At 65.2% G+C, this 22,469-nt stretch carries 15 protein-coding genes and 1 pseudogene; 8 read left to right on the top strand and 8 right to left on the bottom strand.

Features of this window, described 5'->3' with window-relative positions; all coding sequences use genetic code 11:
* Window positions 1-23: 23 nt before the first annotated feature.
* Window positions 24-2,582: an FUSC family membrane protein gene (locus tag RI103_RS12015; RefSeq protein ID WP_310815225.1), complete on the bottom strand. Its 2,559-nt coding sequence runs from the start codon at window positions 2,580-2,582 to the stop codon at window positions 24-26.
* Between the two features lie 203 nt (window positions 2,583-2,785).
* Here RI103_RS12015 and recC point away from each other — a divergent pair, with 203 nt between their 5' ends.
* From recC to RI103_RS12000, 3 genes are read left to right on the top strand one after another with little or no spacing between them, the layout of a single operon-like run.
* On the top strand, window positions 2,786-6,160 hold the full coding sequence (gene recC, locus RI103_RS12010; RefSeq protein ID WP_310812231.1) for an exodeoxyribonuclease V subunit gamma: 3,375 nt from the start codon (window positions 2,786-2,788) through the stop codon (window positions 6,158-6,160).
* A complete protein-coding gene (recB, locus tag RI103_RS12005) occupies window positions 6,157-9,849 on the top strand; it encodes an exodeoxyribonuclease V subunit beta (RefSeq protein ID WP_310812230.1) in 3,693 nt (1,230 codons plus the stop codon). The genes recC and recB overlap by 4 nt, the downstream gene beginning before the upstream one ends.
* A complete protein-coding gene (locus RI103_RS12000) occupies window positions 9,846-12,125 on the top strand; it encodes an AAA family ATPase (protein ID WP_310812229.1) in 2,280 nt (759 codons plus the stop codon). The genes recB and RI103_RS12000 overlap by 4 nt, the downstream gene beginning before the upstream one ends.
* A gap of 255 nt (window positions 12,126-12,380) precedes the next feature.
* On the opposite strand, the gene RI103_RS11995 is transcribed toward RI103_RS12000, so the two are convergent.
* Window positions 12,381-13,022: a VC0807 family protein gene (locus RI103_RS11995; RefSeq protein ID WP_310812228.1), complete on the bottom strand. Its 642-nt coding sequence runs from the start codon at window positions 13,020-13,022 to the stop codon at window positions 12,381-12,383.
* A gap of 153 nt (window positions 13,023-13,175) precedes the next feature.
* Between RI103_RS11995 and arfB the strand changes: the two genes are divergently transcribed.
* A complete protein-coding gene (arfB, locus tag RI103_RS11990) occupies window positions 13,176-13,580 on the top strand; it encodes an alternative ribosome rescue aminoacyl-tRNA hydrolase ArfB (protein WP_012432640.1) in 405 nt (134 codons plus the stop codon).
* On the opposite strand, the gene RI103_RS11985 is transcribed toward arfB, so the two are convergent.
* Complete coding sequence (locus RI103_RS11985) at window positions 13,577-14,896, bottom strand: EAL domain-containing protein (protein WP_310812227.1); 1,320 nt, start codon at window positions 14,894-14,896, stop codon at window positions 13,577-13,579. The two genes, arfB and RI103_RS11985, sit on opposite strands and share 4 nt — an antisense overlap.
* Window positions 14,897-15,413: 517 nt before the next feature.
* On the opposite strand from RI103_RS11985, the gene RI103_RS11980 reads away from it, so the two are divergent.
* A complete protein-coding gene (locus RI103_RS11980) occupies window positions 15,414-15,704 on the top strand; it encodes a putative quinol monooxygenase (RefSeq protein ID WP_310812226.1) in 291 nt (96 codons plus the stop codon).
* 78 nt (window positions 15,705-15,782) lie between these two features.
* Here RI103_RS11980 and RI103_RS11975 read toward each other — a convergent pair whose 3' ends face one another.
* From RI103_RS11975 to RI103_RS11965, 3 genes are all read right to left on the bottom strand, one after another.
* Window positions 15,783-16,040, bottom strand: coding sequence for a hypothetical protein (locus RI103_RS11975; RefSeq protein WP_007182306.1), 258 nt, complete (start codon window positions 16,038-16,040; stop codon window positions 15,783-15,785).
* A 255-nt stretch (window positions 16,041-16,295) separates the two neighbouring features.
* Window positions 16,296-16,535 carry a hypothetical protein gene (locus RI103_RS11970; protein WP_310812225.1) on the bottom strand — a complete coding sequence of 80 codons (240 nt, stop codon included), beginning with the start codon at window positions 16,533-16,535 and terminating at the stop codon, window positions 16,296-16,298.
* Window positions 16,536-16,782: 247 nt separating this feature from the next.
* Complete coding sequence (locus RI103_RS11965) at window positions 16,783-17,502, bottom strand: YdcF family protein (protein ID WP_409076938.1); 720 nt, start codon at window positions 17,500-17,502, stop codon at window positions 16,783-16,785.
* Window positions 17,503-17,768: 266 nt separating this feature from the next.
* Between RI103_RS11965 and RI103_RS11960 the strand changes: the two genes are divergently transcribed.
* The gene (locus tag RI103_RS11960) at window positions 17,769-18,092 is read left to right on the top strand and encodes a hypothetical protein (RefSeq protein ID WP_132374957.1); all 324 of its coding nucleotides are present in this window, start codon (window positions 17,769-17,771) and stop codon (window positions 18,090-18,092) included.
* A gap of 333 nt (window positions 18,093-18,425) precedes the next feature.
* Here the strand turns inward: RI103_RS11960 and RI103_RS11955 are convergent, their stop codons facing one another.
* Together RI103_RS11955 and RI103_RS11950 are read right to left on the bottom strand one after the other, a co-directional pair.
* A complete protein-coding gene (locus tag RI103_RS11955; protein ID WP_310812223.1) occupies window positions 18,426-18,680 on the bottom strand; it encodes a hypothetical protein in 255 nt (84 codons plus the stop codon).
* A gap of 299 nt (window positions 18,681-18,979) precedes the next feature.
* Window positions 18,980-19,375 (bottom strand): annotated as a pseudogene (locus RI103_RS11950) (transposase); the annotation flags it as partial.
* A gap of 409 nt (window positions 19,376-19,784) precedes the next feature.
* Here RI103_RS11950 and RI103_RS11945 point away from each other — a divergent pair.
* Window positions 19,785-20,687 (top strand): LysR substrate-binding domain-containing protein, encoded by a 903-nt coding sequence (locus RI103_RS11945; protein WP_310812222.1) that lies wholly within the window; start codon window positions 19,785-19,787, stop codon window positions 20,685-20,687.
* A 298-nt stretch (window positions 20,688-20,985) separates the two neighbouring features.
* On the top strand, window positions 20,986-22,212 hold the full coding sequence (locus RI103_RS11940) for a pyridoxal phosphate-dependent aminotransferase (RefSeq protein ID WP_310815224.1): 1,227 nt from the start codon (window positions 20,986-20,988) through the stop codon (window positions 22,210-22,212).
* The last annotated feature ends 257 nt before the right edge of the window (window positions 22,213-22,469 follow it).

The following is a 22,469-nucleotide window of genomic DNA, read 5'->3' as shown; positions in this document are numbered from 1 at the left end:
GCGCGATCTCGGCACACGTCCTGTCACTCGTCCGGAAGGCGAATCACGCTCGCATCCTTGCGAATCTGCGTTGCCGCCGACAGCATCTGCTTGCATTGGTGAACAAGCAATTTCATGTCATGCACGGCATCCACCGAATAGTCCGGCGACTTCTCCGTTTCGACCACCATCGCATCCAGTTCGCGGCTCAGCAGTTTGATCTGGTCGTTCTGATCGGCGGCTGGCGCGGTGCCGGTTTCCGCTTCAGTGAGATTGTCGCGCACGACGCTCAACGCGCGTTGCAGCGGCTGTAGCGAGACGCCGTCCACCTGCTGTTGCGCCGAGGTGCGCAAGAGCGGCGCCGCCGCGGTGATCTGCGAGGCGAGCACGTGGCTGCGCACCAGCAGGCCGTTCAATTCCGGCACGAACTTCTGCGCGGACTTCGGTTCGAGCATCATGCGCTGAAATGCCTGGCCGAGATTGGCGAACGCCACGTGAACATTCTTGCGGGCGAGCCGGTAGCGGTAGTCGCGATCGAGCGCAGTCGCCGCGGCTGCGGCGGCAGCGGAGGCGCCCGAAGGCTTCGCGGTCGGGTTGCTGACCGTCGTCGTACCCGCACTGGCGCCGGCGTCGGCAATCGGTTTTGTTGCTGCGCCGGTAGCGAGGGTGCTCGCCACGCCGCCTGCACCACTGTCTGAAGCGCCGTTTGCGCCAGCGCGCGCACCGCCGCTTGCACCACCGCCTGCACCGCCACCTGCGCCACCGCGTGCGCCGTCACCAGCCGCCGCCAGCACCGGTTTGCCGAAGTCGATCGCCGGATCGGCCATCGCGGCCGCCGGCGCACGCGCGCCGGCCTCGGTGACCGTGGCCACCACCGCGGCGGCCGGCTTGCCGCTCCACCACCAGCTTGCTTCCAGATACTGGCGCGTCGCATTGATCATGTTATTGACGAGCTTGCCCATCAAACGATATTCCCAGTACGGGAACAGGTGGCTCGCCGCGATCGCGATCGCGCAGCCCACCACGGTGTCGATCGCGCGTTCGCCGATGATGCGCATGCTGCCCGGCGCGAGCAGATGGAACATCAGCAGCACATACGACGAGGTGAACACCACGCTCGCCGTGTAATTGAACAGCAGCAGGCTGTAGCTCATCACCATCGACGCGAACATCACCACCAGCAGGATGTGCGGTTCCTTGACGAAGATCATCAGCGCGATGCTTGCCGCGCAGCCGATCAGCGTACCGACGATCCGCTGTCCGTTGCGCTGCTTGGTGAGCGAGTAACCGGGCTTCAGAATGATGACGGTGGTCATCACAATCCAGTAGGCGTTGGTGAGCGGCAACAGGCGCCCGAGCCAGAAACCCACGGCGACGGCGATCGTCACGCGCAACGCATGACGGAAGCTCGGCGACGCCATCGTCAGGTTCGAGAAGATTTGCCCGAACGGCACGCGGCGGCTCGACACGAAACGCGTCAGCGCCTGGTCGAGGCGCAGTTCGGTCTCGGTCGTGCTGGGGTCGCTCGAGAGGCTCCTGCGCATCTTGTCGATCAGACGCGTGGCGCTCCAGACCCGCCGGAAAGTCGACGAGATCGCCGAGTAAGCCTCGTGGTTTTTTGCCGGCAGACCCTGCTTGCGCATCAGATCGATTTCGAACTCGATGGCGCGCAATTCCGCTTTGACATTCACGCGCGAGCGCGGCGCATGGTTCTGCAGCACCGCCAGCCCGATCTCCTCCAGATCGGCGGCCGCCTTGCGAATCAGATCGCGGTAGAACACCAGCAGATCGGAGCCGCCGAACGTGTTGCGCACCAGCGGGTAATCGGTATGCGCGCCGACGAACAGTTCGTGCAGATCGACCGTGTTGATAAACAGGTTGAACAGCATGGCGCGGCGCGGTTCGAGCTTGCCGCTCTTGAACTTAGGCAGGTTGCGCAGCACGATGTCGCGCGCGGCGTCCTGACGATCCACCGCGGTGATCTGCTTGTCGACCAGATTGCGATAACACTCGTCGAGATCGTTATCGAGGTCGTAGAACTCGGCGCGCGCCAGCAGATAGTCGGCGCACGCGAACACGCTTTCGGCCAGCGCCTGCTGTTCGATGCGATGCATCATCCAGCGGCTCACGAAGGTCGACCAGTAGGTGTACCAGAGTCCGCCCACCAGAATCCACGATGCATTGACGAGCGCCTGCATTGGTGTGAAGCGATCTTCCAGCGTCATGATCATCATGAACAGCGTGGCAAAGCTGATCTGTGGCCAGCGATTGCCGTACACGACGATCAGTGACAGCAGGAAGGTGAGCGGCACGACCGTACACCACAGCGCTACCGCGTTCACCGTGGCGAGCCCGGTGGCGAGCGCGGACAGGAAGCCGATCACCGTGCACGCCAGCATTTCGTTGTGCTTGTACTTGAGCGGGCCGGGCATGTCGACCACGCACGCGCCGAGCGCGCCGGTGGCGATCGTGAAGCCGAGGTCGCGATCGTGAAACACGATCAGACACAGTACCGCCGGTAACGACACGCCGACTGCGATGCGCAGGCCGCCATAAAAGTACTGGCTGTAGAGGAATTTTTTTATTTCAACCGAATAGCGCATCGACTGCCTGGATTCCATTCACTGAGAAAACCGCGGTTGAAGGGGCAGACCCAAACTGCCGTCGAGTCTAACTGATTTTATGGCCTATCTGACCTCGTCCGTTCGGCCAGGTTCTGCCCTGGGGATGCGTTTGTTATGCTGTCGCTTCAATGTCTGTCGCGGCCTGGGCGTTCCGCCCGTGCCGCACAAAAGCCTCGGGATCCATGCTCCAGCTCTTCTACTCGAATCGCTACGAAACCCTTGTCGGCGCGTTGCTCGACGACCTGGCACAAGCGCCGTCCGATCCCTGGGCCGCGCAGCCCGTGATCGTCCCGAGCGCGGCGGTGCGACGCCGGCTCGAGCTCGATATCGCCGCGCGCCAGGGCATCTGTGCGAATGTCGACTTTGGTTATCTCGCGCAATGGCTGTGGGCGCAGATCGGCGGCGTGATCAGAGTGCCGAAGCATTCGCCGTTCGCGCCGGACCGGCTCGTGTGGCGTTGCTACCGGCTGCTGGGCGAGGTGGACGAAACGCTGCCCTGGAATGCGTCGCCCCGTCTGCGCACGTATCTCGACGCCGCGGACGCGTCGATGCGCTATGAACTTGCGCGGCGCGTGGCGACCGTGCTCGACCACTATCTGACCTATCGTCCGGAATGGCTGCAGCAATGGCAGAAGGGCGGCTCGATCTTCGCGAGCGGTGCGGCCGACGACACCGGTCCGCACCTTGTCGGCGCGAGCGAGGCGGCGCGCGAGGACGAGCGCTGGCAAGCGGCATTGTGGCGCGCGGTGCTCGCGGAATTGTCGGGCGACGCGCAAACGCCCGCCGCCGCATTGCCGCCCGCTTACCGTTTTCTGGACGAAATCGGCACGCTCGATCTGGAGGCGATCTCGAACGCACAGTGGCCCGAAGCGGTCAGCGTGTTCGCGCTGCCGACCATGCCGCCGTTGCACGTGGCGTTGCTGCGCGCGCTCTCGCGCTGGGTCGACGTGCGTCTCTATGTGATGAATCCGTGCCGCGAGTTCTGGTTCGACGTCGTCAGCGAGGGACGTGTCCAGGCGCTCGACGCCGCCGGCCAACTCGACTATCAGGAAGTCGGCCATCCGCTGCTCGCCGAGTGGGGCCGCCAGACCCAGGCGCAGTTGCACATGCTGCACGAATTAACCGAGAGCGCGGCTTCCGCCGAGACCGGCGACTTCACCGAGAATCCGCAACCGAGCTGGCTTGCCGCCGTGCAGAACGGCATCCTCGATCTGCGCGATGAGACCGACACCGACGAACTGCCGATCGAGCGCGGCATCGAAGTTCATGTGTGCCACAGCCTGTCGCGGCAGCTCGAAGTGCTGCACGATCGCCTGCTCGGCTGGTTCGACGAGTTCGACGATCTGCAGCCGTCCGACGTGCTGGTCGCGGTGTCGGACCTCGCAGCGGCCGGGCCCTTGATCGACGCCGTGTTCGGCACCACGCCGCCTGGCGACACGCGCCGCATTCCGTATCGGATCACCGGCTTGCCGCCATCGCAGGCCAATCCGGTTGCGCGTTTGCTGCTCGACTGGCTGGGTTTGCCCGAGCGTAGCGTGGGCGCGCCGGATCTGATCGAGTGGCTGCGCGTCGACGCGATTGCCGTACGTTACGGGATCGACGCGAGCTCGCTCGAAGCCGCGCAGGAATGGCTGGCCGCGGCCGGGGCGCGTCGCGGACTCGCGCCGGTCGAGCCGACCGGCGAACACGTGCCGATTGCCCGTCATACGTTCGCGGACGCGCTTACGCGTCTGTACCTCGGCTACGCGATGCCGGACGGCGGCGAGCCGGTCGATGCCTGGCTGCCGGTCGAAGGCGCGGACGGCTCGGATGCGGAATTGCTCGGCCGCCTCTCGCGTTTCGTCGACGACATCGACAGTTTCGCGGCGAATTGCGCGATTGAACGCACGCCCGCGCAATGGACGCAACTGCTGCTCGAAACGCTCGCGCAGTGTTTCGACGGCGGGGTCGAGTTCGCCGATTCGCTCGCCGCCGTGCGCGACGCGATCGACAAGATGGGCGACGCGATGCGAGCCGGCGCGCAGGAGGTCGCGATGCCCGCCGCGGTGGTGCGCGGCGCGCTCACCGAAGCGCTCGACGACCCCGCGCGCGGCGGCGTGCCCTGGGGCAGCGTGACGTTTTCGTCGCTGACCAGTTTGCGCGGCTTGCCGTATCGCGTCGTCTGTCTGCTCGGCATGGACGACGGCGTGTTGCCGAGTCTCGCGCGCGCCGACGAATTCGATCTGATGGCCGCGTTCGGCAAAGCCGGCGACCGCCAGCGGCGCGACGACGAACGCAATCTGTTCCTCGATCTGCTGCTCGCCGCACGCGAGCGTCTCTTCATCGCCTATACCGGCCGCAGTATTCGCGACAACGCGCCGTTGCCGCCGGCCGCGCTGGTCGATGAATTGCTCGACCATCTCGCGCAGGTGTCGGCGGGCGAGGGCGCGAGTCCAGCCGAAGTCGAGAGCGCGCGGCATGCGTTTATCGTCGATCATCCGTTGCAGGCGTTTGCATCTGACTATTTCTCGTCGCAATCCGAACTATTCAGCTACGACGCGGATCGCGCCGAGCTGGCCACATTGCTGGCCGCGCCCACGCACGCCGCTGTGGCGCCGTTCTTCGATCGACCGTTGCCGCCGGAAGACCCGGCGCCGATTGCCTTCGACGAATTCGTGCGTTTCTGGCGTCATCCGGCGCGGGCACTGTTGCGCGACCGTTTGGGTATCGTGCTGTCGGAAGCACAAGGCGAATTGCTCGACACCGAGCCGTTCGACCTGGACTACGCGGGGCGCGATGCATTGGCGGACCGTCTTTTGCCTGTGCTGCTCGACGTCGATACGGACGGCGACGTCATGTTCGAACGCGTGCGCCGCGTGGCGGCAGCGAGCCCGGAATTGCCGGGCGGCGCGACCGGCGCGGTGTGGCGCGCGCGTGAGCTCGGCGCGTTGCGCCAGCTCGCCGACAGCGTGCGCCGGGAGGTCGCCTCGGGTGTCGAGCGCTTGCCGTTCGTGCTCGACATTGCGCCGCGCTGGCCCGGGAGCGACGCGCTTGCCGGTGCGCTGTTCGGCCCGCATGACATGCAACTCCGCCAAGCCGCCGAAACGCCGCTGCAACTGCACGGCAGTCTGAATCTGCTCGCCGAAACAGGACAAGTGATTTTCCGCTACGCCAAACCTACCGCACGCGACTATCTGTCGGCATGGCTCGCACATCTGGTCTATTGCGCCGCGCAGCCGAACGGCCCGCGCCGTACCGTATGGCATGGCAGCGGCGAGAGTTTCGAACTCACGCCAGTCGCTGCGCCGCTCGACGAACTGGCGCCGCTCGCCGCCTTGTTCAAGGCAGGCCGCATGTTGCCGCTGCGCTTTTTCCCGAAAAGCGCGTGGACCAAGGTCAGCGAAAGCGATTCGGCCGCACAAGGTGTCTGGATCAACGACCGTGTGCGCGGCGAGTCCGACGACCCCGCCTTGCGCATCGCATGGCGCGGCACGCCGCTCACGCTCGACGAGCCGTTCGGCAGCCTCGCCGCGATTGTGTTCAAACCACTCATGCAACATCTGCGGAGCGCGTCATGAGCGGCGTCATGAAGAGTCACGCGCTGGTCGCCGAAGAGCTCGACGTCTTCGCCTGTTCGCTCGATGGCGTGAATCAGATCGAGGCGTCGGCGGGCACCGGCAAGACCTGGAACATCTGTGCTTTGTACGTGCGGCTGCTACTCGAAAAGAACCTGAACGCGGACCAGATTCTCGTCGTCACGTTCACGAAGGCGGCGACCGCGGAATTGCACGAGCGCATTCGCGGGCGTCTCGCCGAACTGCATCGCGCGATCGAAATGGATGACGACGGCGGCGATCCGTTCATTCGCCGTCTGTTTGAAACGACGCTGGCGCCGCAGCGCGGCATCGAGCGCGAGGACGCTTTGAAAGTGGTGCGGCGCGCGCTACGCACCTTCGATCAGGCGGCGATCCACACCATCCACGCATTCTGTCAGCGCGCGTTGCAGGAGGCGCCGTTCGCCGCCGCCATGCCGTTCGCCTTCGAAATGGAAGCCGACGACGCGGCCTTGCGCTTCGAAATGGCGGCTGACTTCTGGCGTGAGCAGGTCGAACCGGCGGCGCATGCGCATCCTGCGTTCGCCGCTTGGCTGGTAGCCAAACGCGCCGGTCCCGCTTCACTCGACGAACAACTCGCGCGGCGTCTGAAGAAACCCTTGGCGCAGTTGCGCTGGGGCAAGGTCGACGCAAGCGGCATTGGCGGTGATCCGCAAGCCGGTTTCGACGCCGCGCACGACCTCTGGCATGCGGAGCGCGACGCGATCGTCGGTTTGTTGGGCGCCGCGCAAGACCGCCTGAGCAAGACGTCGCATAAGCCCGATCACGTGAGCGCCGCCATCGCTGCATGGACAGAGTACTTCGCGCAAGGCGACTGCCATGCGCCGCCGCCGAAGACCGCGTTGAAGCTGACGGCTTCGGCGTTGAAGAAGGCTACCAAGGTCAAGTTCGAGCCGCCCGAACATGCGTTCTTCGAACACGCCGAAGCGCTGGCGGCGGCCGTGGTCGCGGCCGAAGCCGCGCAACGCGCGCGCTGGCTCTCGCTCGTGCAAAGCTGGCTCGACTACGCGCCCGCTGAACTGGTGGCGCGCAAGCGCACGCGCCGCGTGGTGTCGTTCGACGATCTGCTGTCCAATCTGTACCGCGCACTCGCCGCGCATCCGTGGCTGGCCGATGCGTTGCGCACGCGCTATCCCGCAGCGCTGATCGACGAGTTTCAGGACACCGATCCACTGCAGTTCGCGATCTTCAGCCGCATTTTCGCGCCGGCCGGTCCGCTCTTTCTGGTCGGCGATCCGAAGCAGGCGATCTACAGTTTCCGCGCGGCCGATTTGCATACCTATCTGGCGGCGCGTGAGGCGGCATCCGCGTGCTACACGCTGGCCGTCAATCAGCGCTCGACCGCGCCCATCGTCGAGGCGTGCAACCGGCTCTTCGAAGCCAACCCGCAAGCGTTCGTGCTGGATGGCCTCGACTATCAGCCGGTGCGGGCGGGCGAACGGCGCAGACCGCCGTTCGCCGATCAAGAGGCGAGCGACGGCGACTTCCGTATCTGGAGCTTGCCGCAAGGCGACGCCGCGTTGACCAAACGCGAGGCGCAGCGCGAAGCGAGCGAAGCGTGCGCCGCCGAGATCGTGCGGCTGCTGCGCGGCGCGCGCGAAGGTTCGGTGACGATCGGCGACGCGCCGCTCGCGCCGGGCAACATCGCGGTGCTGGTGCAAACGCATAAGCAGGGCAGTCTGATCAAACGCGTGCTGGCCGCGTGGGGCGTCGGCAGCGTGGAGCTGGCGCAGGCGTCGGTATTTGCGACGCTCGACGCCGAGCAGATCGAACGCGTGCTGGCCGCCGTCGATACGCCCGGCGATCTGCGCCGTCTGCGCGCCGCGCTGGCAACGGATTGGCTGGGTCTCGACGCCGCTGCGCTGTGGCGTCTCGAGCAGGTCGCCGACGCTCCATCGGTCGCCGACGATCCCACGCACGCCGCCGATGCGATGGGTTGGGTCGAACGTTTTTCGCGTTACCGCACGCTGTGGCATGAACGCGGCTTCGCGGTGATGTGGCGCACGCTGATGCGTGAGCTGCGCGTCGCGCAACGGCTGGTTGCCGCGGCGGACGGCGAACGGCGTCTAACGAACGTGAACCATCTGGCCGAACTCGTGCAGGCGCGCGCCGCAACGCAGCCCGGTATTGCGCCGACCTTGCGCTGGCTCGCCGCGCAACGCACCCAGGGCGGTGGCGAAGACGCGCAGTTGCGGCTCGAGTCCGATCGCAACCTCGTGCAGATCGTCACGGTCCACAAATCGAAAGGGCTCGAATATGCGGTGGTGTTCTGTCCGTTCCTGAACGACGGCGGGTTGCGCGAGCCGCCGTCGTCCGGTTTGCCGGATGCGCGCGAGTATCACGACGAGGCCGGCGATGCGGTGCTGCACTACGGTTGCGACGACGAAGAGGCCGAGCATGCGTCGCGCTACGCGGTACGCGAACAGGCGGCGGAACGGGCGCGGCTCGTCTATGTGGCGTTGACGCGTGCCGTCTACCGCTGCTATCTGGTTGCCGGCACGTATCTGTCGTCGCGCTCTACCAGGGAGTCGCGCCGCAGCGTGTTGAACTGGCTTGTGGCCGGCAGCGGCCATGATTTCGGCGACTGGCTCGCCGAGCCGCCCGACGAAGCTGCGTTGTCGGCGCGTTGGCAAGCGCTGGCGGGTGGGCCGATCACGTTGCAGGCGCTGCCCAGGCCGGCGCGCCGCGTACCGCTCGAAAGCCTTCAGGACCGCAGTGCGCGAATGCAGGCGCGCGCCAATCGCAGGCCGTTGCGCGATCAATGGCGCATGGCGAGTTTCAGCGGCCTGATCGCCGCCGGCAGTAAAGCCGAAGAGATGCACGCGCCGGCGGAAGAGGTGCGGCCCGATCACGACGAGATTGCCGATGCGCTCGTCGTCGCGCCGGCGCCCGCGCCGCTGGCGCCCCCCTACGCGGAAGACGACATCCTCGCGTTTCCGCGCGGGGCCGCTGCGGGCGATTGTCTGCATCGCATGTTCGAACTCGCTGATTTCAGCGAGCCGCAGACGTGGGCCGACGCCATCCGCGGTGCGTTGCGCGAGCGTCCGGCGCCAGCTGTGCCTGAACTCGCCGCACGCCTGCCCGCCATGATGCACAACCTGCTCGGGGACGTGGTCACTACCGAACTGCGGCCCGGCATGACGCTCGCCAAACTGAATCCGCGCCGGCGTCTGAACGAGCTCGAGTTTCTGTTCGCCGCGCCGTCGCTGGATTTTCCCGCGTTGCGAGAACTGCTGATCGAACACGGCTATCCCGACGTCGCACTGGAACCCGGCATGTTGCGCGGGTTCGTCAAAGGATTTATCGACATGATCGTCGAGTACGACGGCCGTTTCTGGATCGTCGACTGGAAGTCGAACCACCTGGGCGACACCGCCGCCGACTACGCCGCCGCGCCGCTCGAAGCGGCCATGGCGAGCCACGCGTATCACCTGCAGGCGCTGCTTTACACGGTCGCGCTGCATCGTTATCTGAAAACGCGGGTGCGCGATTATTCGTACGACACGCACATCGGCGGCTATCTGTATCTGTTCGTGCGCGGCGTGCGTCCGCATTGGCGCGACGTAGACGGACCGGCGGGAGTGCATGCGCGGCGGCCCGCGTTCGAGTTGGTTGCATTGCTCGATGCGGCCATGATCGGGGGTGTCGCATGAGCACGTTCGAACAGAGCGCATCGGCGGCGCTGCCTGAGCTCGACGACATCGGCGTGCATTTGCCCGCGCCGGCCGATTTCAGCATCGCGCTCGCTGAAGGCTTTGCGCGCCGCATCGGCACGTTGGCGCGGCGCGGCGGAGCGTCGGCGGAGGCGGTCAGGTGGGCGGCTCGCGGCGCCTTCGCCGCGAGCCGCGCGACGGCTGAAGGGCACGTGTGCGTGCCGCTTGCGTTGCTGGCGCGACGTTTCTCGGCATCGAGCGCCGACGTGCGCGCGGCGCTGCTCGCCAGCGGCATGGCGAGCGATGGTTCGCAAAGCGCGGCGGCGTTGCGGCCGCTGGTGGTCGATGGGCAAGGGCGCTTGTATCTGGCTCGCTATTACGACTACGAGCGGCGGCTTGCGCGCGCGTTGGTGGCGCATGCGGGGGCGGGAAAGGGCGTCGAGCAAGCGGTGGATGCTCAATCTCGTGGGCGTGATGCTGCGGAGGACGGTGCTGAGGCTGGATTGTTTGCTGGTGTCGGCGCGCGCGCGGGAGCAAGTTCGGACGCTAGCGGGAACGCCGGTGCGAAGGCCGGTGCCAACGCCAACGCCGATGCCGATGCCGATGCCGACGCCGACGCCGACGCCAGCGGTAACACGAGCGCTAACACCAACGCCCAGACACTGCACGAGCGTCTGCTGCGCTACTTCGGTCCGCCGAAGGACGACGAAGTCGACTGGCAACGTGTCGCGGCGGTCATGGCGCTGTCGGGACAGCTCACCATCGTCAGCGGCGGGCCTGGCACCGGCAAGACCACCACTGTGGTCGGCGTGCTGGCCTGCCTTCTCGACGCGCGCGCGGATTTGCGGATCGCACTCGCCGCGCCCACTGGCAAGGCCGCGCAGCGCATGCAGGAGGCCTTGCTCGCGCGCGCCGGCGATTTGCCGCCGGAACTCGCCACACGTTTGCCGCAGACGTCGTACACCTTGCATCGTTTGCTCGGCTCCGGGCCGGGAGGACGTTTCCGGCATCATCGGGACAACCCGCTGCCTTACGATGTCGTCGTGATCGACGAGGCGTCGATGATCGACGTCGCCATGGGCGCGCATCTGCTCGACGCCATCGCCCCGCAGACGCGTCTCGTGATGCTCGGCGACAAGGACCAGCTCGCCGCCGTCGAGGCCGGCGCGGTGTTTGCCGAACTCAGCGCGCGTCCGGCTTTTACGCAAGGTGGTTTGCGGCAAATCGCCGAGGCGCTTGGCATCGACGAAACGCGGCTCACTGAAGCATTGCCGGACGCATCGCGGGGCTTCGACAAGGAGCCCACTGATTTTTTTGCGCGGTCCAACATGGCGGACGACGACCAGTTTGCACATGCCGGTTCGCCGGATGCTTTCGATGAACCCCCCCTCGGTGACCTCTTCGAAAGCGCAGTACCGCCGCCGACACTCGCGTCGCCCATGCAGACCCCGCTCGCCGATTGCGTCGTCTGGCTCGAGCGCAACTACCGGTTCGGCCTGGAGTCGCCGATCGGCCGACTGTCGCTCGCGATTCGCAACGGCTCGGCGAGCGCCGCGCTCGATGTCCTGCGCACCGATCCCTCGCAAACGTGCGCAGCGGCGCTTCACGAGGATACGCACGCGACGCTTGCCGAGCGCACCGTCGCGCGGCTCGCCGCCGGTTTCGCGCCCTACGCCGAGGCGCTTGCCGCAGCGCTAGCAGCCGAAACGCCCGACCCATTGCCGCTGTTCGACGCGTTGAACCGTTTCCGCATTCTGTGCGCGACCCGCTCCGGGCCACGCGGCGTCGATCAGGTGAATACGGCGATGGCGGCGCAGGTGCGGCGCGCGGCGGGTGTGACGCTGGCAGTGGGCGCGCCGTGGTTCGCCGGCCGTCCGGTCATGGTGACGCGCAACGATTACGCGCTTGGTCTCTTCAACGGCGATATCGGCATTGCGCTGCCGGGCGCGAGCGGTGCGTTGCGCGTGTATTTCCGGACCGGCGACGGTGGTTTGCGAGCGGTATCGCCGGCAGCGCTTCCGCCGCACGACACCGCGTTCGCGCTCACGGTCCACAAATCGCAGGGCTCGGAGTTCGAGCATGCGGTGCTGATGCTGCCGTCGGTATTCAGCCGGGTGTTGTCGCGTGAACTGGTGTACACGGCGATCACCCGCGCGCGTGAACGGGTGGAAGTGATCGGCGGGCGCGCCGTGCTGGCGCAGGCCATCGCGACGCCGACACAGCGTGACTCGGGGTTAGCCGCGCGGATAGCGGAGGCGTGGCGCGGCGCTGAGTAGCATGTGCGACTGGCGGGGGCTGCCGCGCGGCCGGATCACGCGAATTAAGCTGCAGAACGGCAGAACGGCAGAACGGCAGAACGGCAGAACGGCAGAACGGCAGAACGGCAGAACGGCAGAACGGCAAGGGGCAGAGGGCAGAGGGCAGAGGGCAGAGGGCAGAGGGCAGAGGGCAGAGGGCAGAGGGCAGAGGGCAGACCGGCAAATGGGCAGATTGCCGCGACCGTCCAGGCGCGCATTCAGCGCCGAACCCGCTCAACTAGCAGCGCCACCCGGCCGCACGCGCGCCTCGACCCGCCCGCGCATGGTCTTTCGATACCACAGCGTCCACAGCGTGAGGCCGCCATAGATGCCGTAACCGATAAACGGCGAGACCACCAGGAAGCGCTCGATCGGCCACGTAAGCGCCATCCACGCACGCAGCGCCGTTTCACCGGTCAGGCCGACGCCCCACACGAGCGTCATCAGCCGCATCGCGGTGACGAGGGCGGGCCGCTCCTGCCAGAGCGCTTCGAAGCGCGCCGCGCCGCCTTCCGTCTCGCGGGCGACGGTGGCGCGCGCGAGATAGAAGATCAGTGGGCGACGCATCGGCAACGAGAGCAGAAACACCACGCCGACCGCACCAGACACCAGCGACTCGCGCAACAGCAGCATGCGCGGACTGCCGCCGAGCGCCATCGCCGCGACCGAGAGCACGATGCCGGCCACCACCATCACGCTCAGCGCGTCGACGCGCCGAAAACGCACGAGCTCGATCAAGCTCCACACGATCGGCGGCACGGCGGACGCGATCAACGCGCCGGTCTCGCCCAGGTGCGGCAGCGCAAGCCGGTAGGCGAGCCACGGCAACAGAAAGTTGACGGCCAGTTCCAGCACAAAACCTGGACGGAGTTTCATCTGAATTTACGCTGTAAGCGAAAAATGCAGTATCGATGAACTGGCCGCGCGGACGCAAATAGTTTTTCGCATTGGCCGCCGCGCCCGGTAGTCCGTAGGCTGCAATCGGGCTCGCGCTGTGTACACTCATGCCTTCAATTGCAAGCTCGCCTCATGACTTCCCGCTATCCGATCCCGCCGAACGAAATCGAACTGACCGCAGTGCGCGCGCAAGGGGCGGGCGGCCAGAACGTCAACAAGGTCTCGAGCGCCATTCATCTGCGCTTCGATGTGCAGGCTTCGTCGTTGCCGGAAGTGTTGAAAATGCGCCTGCTCGCGCTGTCCGATCATCGGCTCACGCGCGACGGCGTCGTCATCATCAAGGCGCAGGAGCATCGGACCCAGGAGATGAATCGCGCGGCGGCGTTGGCGCGGCTCGATGAACTGATCGAAAGCGTCAGCGTAACGCGCAAGCCGCGCGTCGCAACCCGGCCGACGCGCGCGTCGAACCTGCGGCGCCTCGACGGCAAGGCCAAACGCAGCGAGATCAAATCCGGCCGCGGCCGGGTGGACGATTAGCGCTTGCTGCCGCGTCCCGCGGGACGCGCATCCGTGGCCGTGGCGGCCGGCACGAAATCGACGCAGAGCACATGCGTGCCGTCATGCTCGAAGGCGAGGGCCGCGGTGTAGCAGTCCTGACCGTCGGCGAGCGAATAATGCGGACCCATCATCGCGACGCGCCCCGGCGCGGCGAGCGCGTGCTTGAAATAGGCCCGCCGCGACCAGTTGCTGCGCGTATCGGTATAGAGCGGCGCGAGCCGCAGCGGAGGCGGCGGCACCGAGGCGGCCGTGACGGAGGGTAGGGTCTGCTCGCCCTGTCCGTCGGTGATGAACACGCGGCGTGCTTCGCGCAGATGCCAGACCTTTTGCGCCGCCTGGCGCAGATCGCCGGTGGCATTGTAGGTCTCGGCGGCGGCCAGCACCGCTTCTGCAAAGCCTTCGAAACCGAGCCGCTGGTGGCCGGCGTGCTCGCGTTCGTAGTCGGCGAACTTGCGCCACATCGATTCGATCACCGCCGGCACTTTCGCGCAGGCCGCCTGCACGGAACTCTTCGGTTGCCCGAGCCAGAACCCCTGGACGAAATCGACGTCGGCCTCCATCAGGATCATCAGCTCCTCGTCGGTTTCGACGCCTTCGGCCAGCACCAGCGTGCCGGATTGATGCAGCATCGAGACCAGATGGCCGATCATCGAGTCATCGCCTTCGCGCTTACCGGCGCGCGCGACCAGCGAGCGGTCGAGTTTGACGATGTCGGGGCGGAAGCGCCATACGCGGTCGAAGTTCGAGAAGCCGGTGCCGAAGTCGTCGATCGCGATCAGGAAGTCGCGCGGCTGCGACGCGGCGAGCATGCTGGCGACAGCGGATTCGTCGTCGGCAGGCTGCTCGAGCACTTCGATCACGATGCGCTCCTGCGGCAGACCGAAGTGCGCAGACAGTTCGTCGATGAAAGCGCGTTGCGGCCAGCCGGTTTCGAACACCTGCGGACGCGTATTCAGAAACAGCCAGCCGGTGCTGATGCCTTGCTCCATGAAATTCGCCACATGCAGGCAGCGCGCGATGCGGTCGAGCTCGCGGGCGTCAGCGGCCGAGCGGGTGCCGGAAAACAGCACGTCGGGCGAGACCGGCAACCCGACTGGATCGAAGGCGCGCAGCAACCCCTCATAGCCGACCACGCGCTGGTGCGTCACCGACAGCACCGGCTGGAACACGCTGTGTAAAGTCAGCGCGCGCCACGTCGCGGTCCAGCCGGACTCTTCCCGGACCAGATGCGGGAGCAGGCCGTTCAGGGTCAGTTCGCTGACGGATGGCATAAAGGCAGGCAGGAGAGCGGACATGGCGACATCGCGGTAAGCGGGTGACGGGACGCGCCAGCCAATACGGCGCGTAACGGATGCACGGCCCGCGCGTGCGTTGGGCGGGTCGGATAAAGCCCGGGAACGCGGAGAACGATGCCAGCCATGCTGGACTCCGGCGGATTAGTCAAAACCAGTCTAACAGTTTGCAATTCGCGTGAATGTGCGGGTTATCACAGACGCGGGGTCATATCCCCGGTCATGCCGACCGCCACGCCAATCGGCCATCCGGCGTGAGTTTTGCGCCGGCTTGCCGCGCGCAAAATCGATTGCGCGTATCGCAATCAATCGCCTGTATGAAACTGAGCGTAACAGGGCGGTAAGTGGACACCCGCCAAACTCCAGGCAACGACGGTACTCGAAGTGTGGACGCTTGAACGGGTTATCCGGTCAGCGTGGACGAAACCCGAACAGGGCCGCCGCTGGCTTGCACGCAGGCTGCCAGCAGGTTTGGCAAGCGCCGGGTATGCTGCCGCTTTTCGTAAAATGGAGGTCCGGCATGCTGGAAATCGCTGTGGTCGCAATCTCGGTGGCGAAGCCGGGCTATGAAGAGCAACTGCGGCAGGCGCTCGAAGGCCACGTCGGCCCGACGCGCAACGACCAGGGAGCACTTCAGTACGATCTGCACCGCGACGTGCAGGAGCCGCGCCGGTTTGTGTTTGTCGAGCGTTGGGAAAGTCAGGAAGCGCTGGCGGTGCATGCGGGATCCGCACACATCGAGGCGTATGAAAAAGCGGTGGCGGATTGGGTGGAACACGCGGACATTCGCGTCGTGTCGAAGATCGCCTGAACGTTCACGCGCATCGCGGCACAACGGCGAGCGAATTGCCGGGGCGATTTGCCCGGCAACTCGCCCGCCGTTCAATTCTCAGTGCGTGGCTTGCGGCACGTCGAGGATCAGAATGATGGTCCAGTCGGCGTCGCCATCGTGGTGATACTGGCGTTCCGCGACGATGAACGGCTGCTGCTTGCCGTCCGGGCCGAGAAACAGCACGTCGCCTTCCATCGGCAGACATTCGACGGGCGGCAGCGCCAGAAACGCTTCCTGACCGCCGCGCGGCATCAGTTTTTCGATTTTGCGAGATGCTGCTTCAGTCCATTCGATATCAAGCTGGATGTTGCTCATGCTGTCCTCCGCACCAAGGTGCGCACGGGTTAGGGGATTCCGGCCAGGTGCCGGTCGGTGCGCGACTTTAGCACACCGCCAGCCGGGCGCCGCGAGGCTGAAGCGGCTGGCGCGGGGCCGGTCGGCGCGCCGCGCTGCTCCGAGGCTCGCGAGTTCTTCGCCAGTCCATTAGACAACAAAAAAGCCGAAGCCGGCGGTGCCGGCTTCGGCTTTTCACCTTCGCGGCGCGACCGCGGGTGAGTCGGGTAACTGCGCTTAGGAGCCGGCGTCGGCCTTGGGGGCCTTCTTGTGATGCGGGGCCGACTTGTGGTGTTTCATCGGCATCGCCGGTGCGCTTTCCATTGCTTGCTGGCGGTTTTGCAAATCTTGCGCGCGCTGCTCGACGTCGGCGGCCTTGGCCGGATCGGTGCTCATCATGACGCCGTTGTCCTGCGCATAAGCCACGCCCGTTACGGCACTGAGGGAAACCAGGATCGCCAGGGACACTTTCTTCATCGCTACCTCCGCAGAGTGGTTGTGGACCCGAGTATTTGCCTGTCCAAACGGAAAGACAATGCATTCTAGTCAGCAATATCCGCTCCAACAGACGGTTTTGTAACTGCAATGACAATTCGTTACATATTGTTACGTGCAGCCAACAGCCGTGATGCTCACTGATTTCCTGCGCCAGTCACGCACGTACTGCCACTCAAACACAATCTTCGCATCTCTAAATAAATCGATGCGTGATGCTATTCGAGCTTCAGAACCATCCGATTGCGCGATAGACATGAAATTGCGCGATGCCAATCAATTCATGCAGCGCGATCTCCGCAGTCACCAGGTTGTCATATCGCGGCAGTACACCAAGACGTGCGCGCCGCGCGTTCGAAATCATCGGCTGCGGCGCGAGGCCGAAGCGGTGGAAGTCGAGCAAGGCGCGCGGCATCTGATAGGCGGAGGTGACGAGGATCAGCGAATCGTAACGTGAGCCCTGCAGAATGGTGGATACGTTGCGCGCGTTTTCATAGGTCGTACGACTGCTGTTTTCCAGCACGATGTCCGCGCGCGGCACCTGTTGGCGCAGCAGGTAAGGCAGATAGGTGTCGGCTTCAGTCGCGCGATGCCGCTGCGGATTGCCGCCGCTTACGATCACATGACATATATCCGCCGCGCGTTTGCAGGCAGCGTAGTTCTCCGCGCTTGCCGTGATGCGCGCGAGCACGTCGCGCGGGGGCACGAGCATGTGGTCGTCGTCGTAAATCGTGCCCCCGCCCAGCATGATGATCGCGGTGCGCGGCGCGAACGTGGCGGGCGTGTCGGTCCGCCAGCGCGGCTGCGCCAACTGCAGCAAAGGTGCGGTGAGCCAGCCGGCGGCGAGCAGCCAGAACAGGGCCACCGTGCAGACGGCGAGAGGGCGGCGGGCGCCTTTCCATAGCACGATTGCTGCAAAAAAAAGCGCTAATAAAGTGAATAGAATCAATTTAAATGGGGTAACGTATGTCTTTCGGGACAAATCTACGGGCTTGCTATCGCACCGCAGCGGTTGCATCGGCAGTTCGTGGACAGAACGCTAACATGCCGTTCAGACGGGGGTTCCGAAAACGAGACCAGGCAGCACCTGGCGGAATTCGGCTGTACGAGTTGCAGCCAGCTTCCAGCCAAGGGCGGGTGCTATGCGCGTCACTGGTGGCGCGGTGACGTGTTGGGCATAAATGTGTCATAGCTGCACTTTAAGAAAGAAGTGAGATGACCACGTATTCCAACGAAGCGGTACTTGAAGCGCTGCGGCGGGCGCAATATCGCCAGGTCCCATGGGCCAGAAGGCCGGGTGTTTTCCAATATCTTCGCGCACTAGGCTTGATGGACACCGTTCGGCAGCGCACGGTCGCGCCTGCTCCGGGTTTCCACGCACCTGTCGATATCGCCGTGCTCACGGAGCGGGGCAGGGCCGAGTTTGCGCGGCTCGCCCATGACGAACGCCTGCTCACCTGGACAGCACAGCGTATGAACGACTACGTCGTCGCCACGGCCGACACGCGGCCTACCGCCGCGCTCGAAGTCCGGCCTTAGATCCGGCCTGGCGCAGGCGTTGTGTTCCCCGGCCGCTTAGCGCGGCTGGCGGTGACTCCATTGCTCCGTACATCTGCATAATTGCATGCATGCGCGGCAGGTGCCTTGTGCGCCTGCCGTCGCTCTTTCTTTGCGCAAAAAAAAGCCCGTATCGCGGGGATACGGGCGTACCGGAATTACTGCTGCCACGCTGTGCTAATGGCGTTAAATCAGACTGGCACAACGCGCGGTGGTTCCCTTAATTATTCAATATGCGCTGTAGACTTTCGCGAGTAGACACGTGCAGACGATGCGAGGTTGCTGGCACACGGCTTGGATAGCGCCGCCGCCAGACTAGCGTCGAGGCGCCGGATCCTGACGAGGCGCGTCCGGCCGTGCGCGCACGTTGCTCGCGATATCGCCGCGCAAGTCTCCACGCGGTGCCGGCGGCGTGAAGTCGCGGGCGCGAGTATCGCTTTGCTGCCAGGCTTCGACGGTAGCCGGACGATCCGGCCGCCAGTTCCAAGCCTGTTGGCGCTGCTGGGCAAGCGCCGGTGCGGCCATTGATGAAACGACAATGCCGCACAGAAGCAGTGACATTGGTTTCATGCTGAGCTCCCGTCAAGCCGATCGACTGAAGGCCTGTTTGCATACACATAAAGGTATGCCCAGTCGCGAAAGCACGCTGTAAGTAATAGTAAATGGATGTTTCACCCGCAACTGTCGCGCTGCTTCAGGCGTCTGAAGCAGCGCGTTCGCAGGCTGGCTGTAGCGGGAGGGGACGACTGTGGTGGGCGCGCCGAAGAGCGGTGCCCATGACAGGTGCGGCGTGCGTGGAGACGCCTCGACCTGGGTTCGATACACGCCGGGCGCCCGCAGGCGCCCGGAGGAAAAAGCAGTTCGCGTCAGGCCATCTTGACCGGCGCGCGCCACGATTCCGGATTGGTCCAGAACGCGCCGCGCAGGCGGTCACGGCTCGGCGGTGCCGGCGGTTTCGCGGCGGTCGCGCCAATCCGGCCGCGTAGCGAAATTTCACGGCCGCTCGTGCCGAGTCGCTTAACTATTTCGGCGAGCGTACCATCGGCTTGCCACTCGTCGAAGCGACGGCGGCAAGTCGGCGGCGACGGATAGCGGCCCGGCAGTTTGGACCAGCCCTCGCCTGTCGAAAGCACCCACAGTACGGCGTTGACAACTGCGCGCGCTTCCACGCGTGGCCGACCGCGCCGTTCGCTCCGTGCTGGCTCCGCACAGAACAACGCCTCGACCAGCGCCCACTCGTTGTCTCTCAAATCGTCGAACAGCATCATGTTTCACCTCAGCGAAGCTAACTCCGGTGCGCTGCCCCGCGCCGCGCACTCTCCATGCACTCGATAGGCGAGTGCCAAGGAGGGTCGGGCTTGCCACGGTCTGCTATGCAGTCAGAATCATGGCGCCGACCCTTGTCTGCAGGTAAATGCAGGAAGTGTGCCAAGTTGAGTCCAACCGCCTGAAAGCCCCATGACAGCGGGCCAGCGCGGGCGCTAGCTAGGGGCGTATAAGAATCCAAAAAACCCATCTCGCAAATCGGGACAATCACCAATCTTGTGCAATCAGGCCCGAGCAGCGTGCGTTTGCGCCTTATTGCTGCCCTGCAGCGAGATTGCTGGAGGCGAATGCAGCGCTGTCTTTCGCCTTACAATGTGCATCAAATGATGCAATTGATGAGGATGGTAAATGAATGTCACGCTGCGCCAGCTAAGGGTTTTCATCGAGGTCGCCCGTTTGCAGAGCTTCAGCCGGGCCGGCGATGAAATCGGCCTGACGCAGTCGGCGGTTAGCCGCTGCGTGCGCGAATTGGAAGGCGAGATCGGTCTCAAGTTGATCGATCGCACCACTCGCGAGGTGCAACTCACGGACGTCGGGGGCAACCTGGTGTCGAGCGTGTCGCGTCTGCTGACGGATCTGGACGACGCGCTTCGCGAGATCCGCGAAATCGGCGAGCAGCGCCGCGGACGCGTGGTGGTGGCCGCCAGCCCGACAGTGGCGTGCCGGCTCATGCCGCGCGTGGTGGCGTCGTGCGTGCAGCAGTTTCCCTACATCGACCTGGGCCTGCGCGACGACGTGCAAAGCGACGTGGTGCGTAAGGTGAAGTCGGGCGAGGTCGACTTCGGCGTGATCATCGGCCCGTTTTCCGCCGACGACCTGCTCAGCGAATCGCTGATGACCGATTCGTTCTGCGTCGTCTCGCGCGACGATCACCCGTTGGCGGCGAAAGAACGCGTGGCGTGGACGGACCTGGAAGGCCAGCAGCTAGTCATGCTCGATTACGCGTCGGGCAGCCGGCCGATCATCGACGCCGCGATGCAGGAATACGGCGTGAGCGCCACGGTGGTGCAGGAGCTGGGGCATTCCGCGACCGTTTTCGGGCTGGTCGAGGCGGGCGTCGGCGTGAGCGTGCTGCCCTGGCTGGCCTTGCCGCTGCCGGCGGGCGCGTCGCTGGTGGCCCGGCCGCTGGTGCCGCGCGCGGAGCGCACGGTCGAACTGGTGCGCCGACGCGACCGCTCGCTCTCGCCGGCGGCGGAAGCGGTATGGGGGCTGATTCGCCAGTTGCCGGGGCGGGCGGAGGATTTGAACTAGTTTGCGGTGGTGGGACGTGCGCGATGTTCCCGCGGGCGCAAAGGGGCCGTCTAGTGGGCAGTGCGATATTCCCGCGGGCAGCAAAGGTGCGGTCGCGCAATGCCGCATGATCGGAAAGGGTGCGACGCGGCGATCGGTGCGCCTTTCGATCAGGGCGCCTGGCCGCAACCTGTCCGGGATCGATCGTCGCGCCACGGCTTCTCACAGAGCGACTTCGCCGTCCCGAAAAGTCGCGCCAAGCTAAACTGTCGCCTCTACTGAAGTTCAACCCATGCCTTTCACCCGCCTGGAAGCCTCGATGAGCGAATCGGATCTGCCCGTGCCATCCATCCCGAATGCGCGCGACGCCGTGCGCGCACTGCGTCCGTCGCAGATCCGCGAAGTCGCCAACGCCGGCTTTGGCGTCGACGACGTGCTGCCGTTCTGGTTCGGCGAGTCCGACCGCGTCACACCGGCCTTTATCCGCGACGCCGCCAGCGCCGCATTGGCGGCCGGGGCGACGTTCTACACGCACAATCTCGGCATCGCGCCGCTGCGTGCCGCGCTGGCGGGCTACGTCGGCGAACTGCACGGCGCGACATCGCCGGAACATATTGCGGTGACGAGCGCGGGCGTCAACGCGCTGATGCTCGCGGCGCAACTCGTGGTGGGCGCGGGTGACCGCGTCGTCGCGGTGACGCCGCTTTGGCCAAATCTGGTCGAGATTCCGAAGATTCTCGGCGCGCACGTCGAAACCGTCGCTTTGGGCTACGGCGAGCGCGGGTGGCAGCTCGACCTCGAGCAATTGTTGATGACGCTCACGCCCGACACGAAAATGCTGCTGATCAACTCGCCGAACAATCCGACTGGCTGGGTGATGAGCCGCGACGAGCAGCGCGCCGTGCTGGCGCATTGCCGGCGCCACGGTATCTGGATCGTGGCGGACGAGGTCTACGAGCGCCTTTACTATGCGGACGCCTCCGCCGACGCGGCCGGCGCGCCCTCGCGCACCGCGCCGTCGTTCCTCGATCTGGCGACCCGCGACGAACGCGTGATCTGCGTCAATTCGTTTTCGAAGGCATGGTTGATGACAGGCTGGCGGCTCGGCTGGATCGTCGCGCCGGCCGCGCTGATGGACGATCTGGGCAAGCTCGTGGAGTACAACACGTCGTGCGCGCCGGCCTTCGTGCAGCAGGCGGGCATCGCGGCCATCGAGCAGGGCGAGCGCTTTACGCAGGAACTGGTGCGCGACCTGAAGATGTCGCGTGACCATCTGGTGCGCGCGCTCGCCACGGTGCCGGGCGTCGACGTCAAGGCGCCGCCCGGCGCGATGTACCTGTTTTTCTCGATGCCGGGCGCCTCGCGCAGTCTGGAGCTTTGCAAGGCGATGGTGCGTGACGTCGGGCTCGGCGTGGCGCCGGGCAGCGCGTTCGGTCCGCAAGGCGAAGGCTTCGTGCGCTGGTGCTACGCCTGCGACACGGCACGGCTGGACGCCGGCGTCGAGCGCCTGAACCGGTTCCTGGCGGAACACGCCACGGCGCAGTAAATGCGTGGCGCAACAGGCGGCTGCTAAAGCTATTGCATCCGCCAGTGAAGAACAGCTGAAGAAAGCGGTTTTTTTATCAAATTAAGCCCGTTTTTTTCGCTAAAGCACGTCCGCCAAGGCATGGCTGGAAAATGCGCGGGGATTTCGTCTTTACGCACTGATTGTTTTTGCGTAATATGGCGCTCAGTCACGCGGTTCCCTTCAGGAATATCGCTGCTCCGTCCGGCTGGGTTTGGCTCGATTGTCTGTTTCGCCTC

This window comes from Paraburkholderia sp. FT54 (assembly GCF_031585635.1).
In the GTDB taxonomy this organism is placed as follows: Bacteria; Pseudomonadota; Gammaproteobacteria; order Burkholderiales; family Burkholderiaceae; genus Paraburkholderia.
Note: the sequence above shows the minus strand (reverse complement) of the source record. Positions and strands in the feature narration are given on the sequence as shown.

What these genes read in the sequence shown, in the direction of transcription:
- recC (WP_310812231.1), top strand. Translation starts at nt 2,786, where the DNA reads ATGCTCCAGCTCTTCTACTCGAATCGCTACGAAACCCTTGTCGGCGCG.
- RI103_RS11995 (WP_310812228.1), bottom strand. Translation starts at nt 13,022, where the DNA reads ATGAAACTCCGTCCAGGTTTTGTGCTGGAACTGGCCGTCAACTTTCTG.
- RI103_RS11940 (WP_310815224.1), top strand. Translation starts at nt 20,986, where the DNA reads ATGAGCGAATCGGATCTGCCCGTGCCATCCATCCCGAATGCGCGCGAC.
- RI103_RS11970 (WP_310812225.1), bottom strand. Translation starts at nt 16,535, where the DNA reads ATGAAGAAAGTGTCCCTGGCGATCCTGGTTTCCCTCAGTGCCGTAACG.
- RI103_RS12000 (WP_310812229.1), top strand. Translation starts at nt 9,846, where the DNA reads ATGAGCACGTTCGAACAGAGCGCATCGGCGGCGCTGCCTGAGCTCGAC.
- recB (WP_310812230.1), top strand. Translation starts at nt 6,157, where the DNA reads ATGAGCGGCGTCATGAAGAGTCACGCGCTGGTCGCCGAAGAGCTCGAC.
- RI103_RS11955 (WP_310812223.1), bottom strand. Translation starts at nt 18,680, where the DNA reads ATGAAACCAATGTCACTGCTTCTGTGCGGCATTGTCGTTTCATCAATG.
- RI103_RS11945 (WP_310812222.1), top strand. Translation starts at nt 19,785, where the DNA reads ATGAATGTCACGCTGCGCCAGCTAAGGGTTTTCATCGAGGTCGCCCGT.
- RI103_RS11980 (WP_310812226.1), top strand. Translation starts at nt 15,414, where the DNA reads ATGCTGGAAATCGCTGTGGTCGCAATCTCGGTGGCGAAGCCGGGCTAT.
- RI103_RS12015 (WP_310815225.1), bottom strand. Translation starts at nt 2,582, where the DNA reads ATGCGCTATTCGGTTGAAATAAAAAAATTCCTCTACAGCCAGTACTTT.
- arfB (WP_012432640.1), top strand. Translation starts at nt 13,176, where the DNA reads ATGACTTCCCGCTATCCGATCCCGCCGAACGAAATCGAACTGACCGCA.
- RI103_RS11985 (WP_310812227.1), bottom strand. Translation starts at nt 14,896, where the DNA reads ATGTCCGCTCTCCTGCCTGCCTTTATGCCATCCGTCAGCGAACTGACC.
- RI103_RS11960 (WP_132374957.1), top strand. Translation starts at nt 17,769, where the DNA reads ATGACCACGTATTCCAACGAAGCGGTACTTGAAGCGCTGCGGCGGGCG.
- RI103_RS11975 (WP_007182306.1), bottom strand. Translation starts at nt 16,040, where the DNA reads ATGAGCAACATCCAGCTTGATATCGAATGGACTGAAGCAGCATCTCGC.